This window comes from Labrys sp. LIt4, from assembly GCF_017813775.1.
Taxonomy (GTDB): domain Bacteria; phylum Pseudomonadota; class Alphaproteobacteria; order Rhizobiales; family Labraceae; genus Labrys; species Labrys okinawensis_A.
In genome coordinates this window covers 285,571-291,958 of record NZ_JAGIPY010000008.1, presented here as the reverse complement: position 1 = coordinate 291,958, position 6,388 = coordinate 285,571, and the positions used below count along the sequence as shown (strand labels likewise).

The window sequence follows — 6,388 nt, the reverse complement described above, 5'->3', positions numbered from 1 at the left end:
CCTGGCCGCGCTCGTCGGCTCGCGATCGCGCACCGCCAACGGCAAAGCCCCTTGAACGCGACTACTTCACGGGAGACCACAAAGCCTTTCTGCTTAGCCTGAGGGAAAGTGGCGGCAGGACGTGGATCATCGTCGAGTTTCTTGGCGATGGCTACTTCGGCGATGAAATTCCGCTGCGGACATTGGCTAAATTAGTCGAGCTTGGCCTAGATTTCGGCATCGAGGTCTTCGCTGTTCCTCAAAACTGAAGCTTTCGCACCCGTCATCACCTTATACCTAGCACGACGGCGCCCCCGGTCATGCCGGCGCCGGCCGCGGAAAGCAGCAGCTTTTCGCCCGACCTGAACGGTTCGGCCTGATGGGCGAGCGACAGCGACAGCGCGATCGTGGCCGCCGAGGAATTGCCGTAATCCTTGATGCTGCGCACGGTTTTTGCTGCATCGAGCCCGAGTTCGGCCGCGACGGCATCGAAGATGCGGGCATTGGCCTGATGTGGCACGAAACGATCGATGTCCGCGGCCGTCAGCTCCGCGCGGGCCATGGCCCGTTCGGCGCAGCGGCTCATCATGTGTATCGCCTGCGAGAACACCGCCTTGCCGTCGCGCATGGTCATCAGGAAGTCCTGCGGGGCGATATCCGGGGCGAAGGGGCGATTGCTGCCGCCGGCCGGAACGGAAATCAGGTCGTATTGGCTGCCGTCGGAGGCAAGGTCGATGCCGAGGAGGCCGGTCTCTTCGTCGCGCGAAGGGCCGAGCACGAGGGCTCCCGCGGCATCGGCGAACACCACGGCGCTGGCGCGTTCTTGCGGATTGATGCGGCGGCTCAAGATGTTGGCGGCCACCACCAATACGGCCTTCTCCTGGGTTCGCACGAAACCGTCCGCCAAAGTGAGGGCATAGAGGAAGCCCGAGCAGGCGCCGGCGAGATCGACGGCGCCTGCTTTCGGCAGCCCCAACCGATGCGCCAGCAGAGGCGCCGAGGGCGGCAGCAGATGATCGGGCGTCGAGGTCGCGAGCAGGACGAGCCCCACCGCATCGGGCGCAATGCCGGCATCCGCCAGGGCTGCGGCACCGGCCCCGGCGGCTAGGCCGCTCAGCGTGTCCCCGGCGCCAGCCCAATGGCGATGGCGGATACCCGTCCGCCGCTCGATCCATCCGGCCTCCAGGCCGAGGCTCGCCTCGATCTCGGCATTGCCGACCCGGCGTTCCGGGACGTGATGGCCGAAGCCGAGCACGCGGCTCGAACGGCAGCGGGTCATCGGCCGTCGCCGGCGACCAGGTCCACCGCCTCGTCGATGGTCGCATAGGCGCGGTCGAGATCATCCGGCGTGACGCAATAGGGCGTCATCAGATAGATCACATTGCCGAGCGGGCGGATGAGCAGGCCGCGCGCCTTGAAGAAGGTGCGCAGCCGCGGCCCTGCATCGGAAAGATAACCACTGGAGGGGGCATTGATCTCCATGACCGCGATGGTGCCGCATTGCCGGAGGTCGGCGAAACGCGGATCGCCCCGAAAACGCTTCAGGCGGCGGCTGTGTCCTGCCGCCAGGGTGGCGATACGTTCGGCAACCGGCTCGGAACGCCAGATGTCGAGATTGGCGCAGGCCGCCGCGCAGGCAATGGGATTTGCGGTATAGGAACTGGAATGGAAGAAGGTGTGGCTGCGGTCATCGGACAGATGCGCCTCGAAGATCTCGGCCGTGCACAGGGTGGCCGCGAGCGGCACCGCACCGCCCGTGAGGCCCTTGGACAGACAGAGGATGTCGGGCGTGATGCCGGCCTGCTGGCAGGCGAAGAGCGAACCGGTGCGGCCCCAGCCTGTCATCACCTCGTCGGCGATCAGGAGGACGCCGTGTGGCTCTGCGATCCGTTTCAGTTCGGCGAGAACCCAGGGGGCATAGATGCGCATGCCCCCGGCGCCCAGCACCAAAGGCTCGATCAACAGGGCGGCAATGTCGCCCTGCCGGCAGAGATGTTCGAAGGCATCAAGCGTGCGCTGTTCCTGCCCGGCGGCGGGAAAGGGCAGGCTGTCGACCGAGAACAGCAAGGAGCCATAGGCCGCATTGAAGACACCGCGTTGACCGGCCGACATCGTGCCGATGGTGTCGCCGTGATAGCTGTGCTCCATCACCACGATGCGGGAACGGGGCATGCCGCGATTGTGAAAGAAGCCGAGCGCCATCTTCAGGGCGACCTCGACCGCGGTCGAGCCACTGTCGGAATAGAAGACATGGGCGAGGCCTGAGGGCGCGAGCTCGATCAAGCCCCTGGCCAGCGTCTCGGCCGGCTCATGCGTGTAGTCGGCGAAGATGATCTGGTCGAAGCGTTCGCTGGCCTCCCGGATCGCCTGCATGATGGCGGGATGCCGGTGGCCATGGGTGATCACCCACCAGGAGGAGATCGCATCGAGCACGGCCTGCCCGTCCTCCTCATAGAGGAAAGCGCCTTCCGTGCGGGCGATCCGGCGCGTCACCGGATCGAGCTGATGCTGGGTGAAGGGATGCCAGACCGGCGAGGGCAGGGATTTCAGCATGAGGCAAGCCCCTTCTTGATAGTGGATAGGTCGATCCACTTCTGGAAGCCGGCATGCAGGCCATCGGCGGTGAGGGGATCGAGTTTTGGCAGCCGGCCCAGGCTCCGGACGTTGCCGAGGTCGGCAATGATGGATTGACTGTCCGGCTGCTCGTCGCCGATGAAGACGAGGCCGAGGAGGGGGATATCCCGGCGACGCATGGCTTCGAGCGACAGCAGCGTGTGGTTGATGGTGCCGAGCGCCGTGCGGGCGCAGAGGATCGCCGGATAGCGCCAGCGCGCGAAGACGTCGGCGAACACGGTCCGGCGTGTCAGCGGGACCAGCAACCCACCGGCACCCTCTATGACGAGGGGGCTGGCGACCGGCGGCGGATTGAGCATATCGGGATCGAGTTCCATGCCGTCGATGGCAGCCGAGAGATGCGGCGAAGCCGGCGTGGCGAGCCGGTAGGTTTCGGGCAGGATGCGGTTCGATGGGAGTCTGCCCAGGCGCTGCACCGTCTCGCTGTCTGTCTCCTCGTCGAGGCCCGATTGCACCGGCTTCCAGTAGCTGGCCCCGAGGGCATGGGCGAGGGCAGCCGAGAGCACCGTCTTGCCGATGCCGGTATCGGTGCCGGTGATGACGATGCGTGGATGAGCCTTACCGATCATGGCACAGCTCCCGGGACCGCGGACGTCCTCGTCCGCTCTTGGAAACACTGCGCCTCGATGAGAGGAAGAGGCGGACGGGACGTCCGCGGTCCCAGGATCTGTGCTTCATCGCCCATCCTCCGCCATCACCATCGCAAGCCGCTCGACCATCTGCGCGATAGCCTCCTCGTGGACATTGAGGGTGATGGCGATCCGCAGGCGTGCCGTGCCGGCCGGAACCGTCGGCGGACGGATGGCGCGGATATCGAAGCCGTCCGCCTGCATCCGCCCGGCGATAGCGAGGCAGCGCTCATTGTCACCGATGATGACAGGCAGGATCTGCGAGCCGCTGCCTGCGATGCCGAGCCGCTCGGCCAGGAGCCGGTTGGCGAAGGCGATTAGTGCCAGTTCCCGCTCGCGCCGTTCCGGTTCATCCGCCAGCGCGCGGAGCGCCTCCCGCACGAGTGCGGCCTGGAACGGCGAGGGCGCGGTGGCATAGATGAAGGGCGCGGCGTGATTGACCAGGACGTCGCAAAGCACCGCGCTGGCGCCGATGAGCGCCCCCGAGGAGCCGAGCGCCTTGCCGCAGGTATGCAGCACCACGACATTGTCACGCCCCTCCAAGGCGGCGGCAAAGCCGCGCCCCCCAGCACCGTGAACACCGGTGGCGTGGGCTTCATCCACATAGAGGAAACCATCATGGACATCGGCGAGCGCCATCAGCTCCGCCAGGGGCGCGATGTCGCCATCCATGGAATAGAGGCTCTCGACCACGATCCAGGGATGGCCGCTGCCGCCCGCCGCCCGCCAGGCACGGATGGCCTGTTCGACGGCGGCGACGTCATTATGCGGCACGGCCACCGCCGCTGCGCGGCCAGCCGCGATACCGGCATGGGCGCTGGCATGGATGAGGGCGTCGTAGACGACGAGGTCGCCGCGCTGCGGCAAGGTGGAGAGCGCGGCGAGATTGGCGGTATAGCCGCCGTTGAAATAGAGCATGCGCCCCGAACCGAAGAACGTGGCAGCCTCGACCTCCAGGGCTTCGTGCTCGGGATGATTGCCGCGCAGCAGGCGCGAGCCGCCGGCACCGGCGGGCACGCCGCGATCGACGGCAGAGAGGAGGGCTTCGCGCAAGCGCGATGACGACGCCAGCCCCAGATAATCGTTGGAGCTGAAATCGATGCCGCTTTGCGGCGCCAGGACGCGCCGCCGCCCCTTGCGCTCGAACTGGTCGAGCCTTGCCGCATAGCGCGCCAGCCGGGGTCGTTCGCCCGGCAGTGCCAAGCTCATGGCGCATCCTCCGGCGGCGCCGCCGTCAGGCCAAGGCGACGCATCAGGCTGGTGTCCTTGTCGTCGCCCGGGTTGGCGGCGGTGAGCAGCGTGTCGCCGACGAAGATGGAATTGGCGCCGGCGAAGAAACACAGCGCCTGCATCTCGTCGCTCATCGCCGTGCGGCCAGCCGTCAGGCGTACATGCGAGGCCGGCATCAGGATGCGGGCGAGGGCGATGATGCGGATGAACTCGATCGGATCGACCGGCGGGGCATCCGCCAGCCTGGTGCCGGGCACGGGGATCAGCATGTTGATCGGCACGCTCTCCGGCGCCTCGGGCAGGTTGGCCAAGGTCACCAGCATGTCGATGCGGTCATCGACCGCCTCGCCGAGGCCGAGAATGCCGCCCGAGCAGACCTTGATGCCGGCCTCGCGGACATTGGCCAGCGTATCCAGCCGCTCGGCGAAGCTGCGGGTGGTGATCACCTCGGGGTAGAAGCGCTCGGACGTATCGATATTGTGGTTGTAATAGTCGAGGCCGGCCTCGGCGAGCGTCCCGGCCTGCTGGGGCGAGAGCATGCCGAGCGTCATGCAGGTCTCCATGCCGAGCGCCTTCACGCCTTCCACCATGGCGACGAGCATGGCCATGTCGCGCTGCTTGGGGCCGCGCCACGCCGCGCCCATGCAATAGCGCGTGGCACCGCCCGCCTTGGCCTGGCGCGCTTCCTCGATCACTCGCTGCACTTCCAGGAGCTTGGAGGCCTTCAGCCCGCTGTTGTGATGGGCGGACTGGCTGCAATAGCCGCAATCTTCCGGACAGCCGCCGGTCTTGATGCTGAGCAGCTTGCTGAGCTGGATGCGGTTGGGATCGAAATACCGGCGATGAACGGTCTGGGCGCGAAACAGCAGGTCGTTGAACGGCAGGTCATAGATCGCACGCGCATCGGCACGGTTCCAGGCCAGGGGGATAGCGCTGTCAGCGTCCGAATCAAAGGCTGTGGTTTCACGGCTCTGAACTGTCGATAGCTGATCGTGCATGTCGTCTCCTCGCATGACCACTCACGGATCCCATGGGGGAGACGCGAGTCTGGGACCGAGAGGCAGCCAACACCGGACGCCTCAAATTATAGATAAAATTTGAAATCTATCTATCAGGAATCATCATAAAGTTGCGAAGAGAGGATGCATCTGATTTTATCATAGATAATCTATGGAGCTGCCATGGCTGAAACCGTCGCCGAGCGCATCGCACGCACCCTGGCCGAGCGCATCGTGCGGGGAGAACTGGGGCCTGGCACCCCGCTCCGGCAGGACAGGATCGCGGCGGAGTTCGAGGCGAGCCATGTGCCCGCTCGCGAGGCCTTCCAGCTGCTGCGCGCCCAGGGGCTCGCCGTCAGTGAGCCCCGGCGCGGCATGCGGGTGGCACCGCTCGACCGCAAGGCGGCGCAGGAAATCGTCGAGATCCGGGCGAACCTTGAAGTGTTGGCCGTCAGCCAGGCCATTCCCTGGCTGAATGCGGTGAGCTTGGAGCGAATGGAGCAGGCGCTTCGGGCAGGCGACCGGGCCGAGACCATCGAGGAGTGGGAGTTGGCCAACCGCGCCTTCCACCGTGAGATCGTGGCGCCCTGCCGCATGCCCCGGCTGCTGGCCATGCTGGACGGACTGCAGCTAGCCAACTCACGCATCATCTTCGCCGCGACACGCACGGCCGGTTGGCGGCCCGGCACGAGTCACGCCCACCGGCAGATCCTCGATGCCCTGAGGCAGCGCGACGCCGGCCGCGCGGCCACCCTGCTGCAGTCACATATCCGCGGGCTGGAGCAGGTCAGGGGAGGCGGGTTGGTTTCCATGCCCTGACCGCCAGGCCATGACCCTCCCGTGCGGGCTCATAAAGCCGCAGGGTCTTGGCCGAGACGCCCAGCGCCGGTATGAATCACCCCTCGCTGGCTGACCATC

At 66.3% G+C, this 6,388-nt stretch carries 7 protein-coding genes; 2 read left to right on the top strand and 5 right to left on the bottom strand.

The window, feature by feature from the left end:
- A partial coding sequence (locus J8I29_RS17345) for a hypothetical protein (RefSeq protein ID WP_209432600.1) occupies window positions 1-248 on the top strand: 248 nt, incomplete at its 5' end.
- Window positions 249-265: 17 nt separating this feature from the next.
- Here the strand turns inward: J8I29_RS17345 and J8I29_RS17340 are convergent.
- The 5 genes from J8I29_RS17340 to bioB form a co-directional block, all read right to left on the bottom strand.
- Window positions 266-1,258, bottom strand: a complete 993-nt coding sequence (locus tag J8I29_RS17340; protein ID WP_209432599.1) for a beta-ketoacyl-ACP synthase III — start codon at window positions 1,256-1,258, stop codon at window positions 266-268.
- Window positions 1,255-2,532, bottom strand: coding sequence for an adenosylmethionine--8-amino-7-oxononanoate transaminase (locus J8I29_RS17335; protein ID WP_209432598.1), 1,278 nt, complete (start codon window positions 2,530-2,532; stop codon window positions 1,255-1,257). The genes J8I29_RS17340 and J8I29_RS17335 overlap by 4 nt, the downstream gene beginning before the upstream one ends.
- Window positions 2,526-3,182 (bottom strand): dethiobiotin synthase, encoded by a 657-nt coding sequence (gene bioD / locus J8I29_RS17330; RefSeq protein ID WP_209432597.1) that lies wholly within the window; start codon window positions 3,180-3,182, stop codon window positions 2,526-2,528. The genes J8I29_RS17335 and bioD overlap by 7 nt, the downstream gene beginning before the upstream one ends.
- Window positions 3,183-3,287: 105 nt before the next feature.
- Window positions 3,288-4,451, bottom strand: a complete 1,164-nt coding sequence (locus J8I29_RS17325) for an 8-amino-7-oxononanoate synthase (RefSeq protein ID WP_209432596.1) — start codon at window positions 4,449-4,451, stop codon at window positions 3,288-3,290.
- Entirely contained in the window at window positions 4,448-5,401 is a 954-nt protein-coding gene (gene bioB, locus J8I29_RS17320) for a biotin synthase BioB (RefSeq protein WP_348536058.1), read from the bottom strand. The genes J8I29_RS17325 and bioB overlap by 4 nt, the downstream gene beginning before the upstream one ends.
- 252 nt (window positions 5,402-5,653) lie before the next feature.
- Between bioB and J8I29_RS17315 the strand changes: the two genes are divergently transcribed.
- Window positions 5,654-6,289, top strand: a complete 636-nt coding sequence (locus J8I29_RS17315) for a GntR family transcriptional regulator (RefSeq protein ID WP_105863018.1) — start codon at window positions 5,654-5,656, stop codon at window positions 6,287-6,289.
- Window positions 6,290-6,388 lie beyond the last annotated feature (99 nt).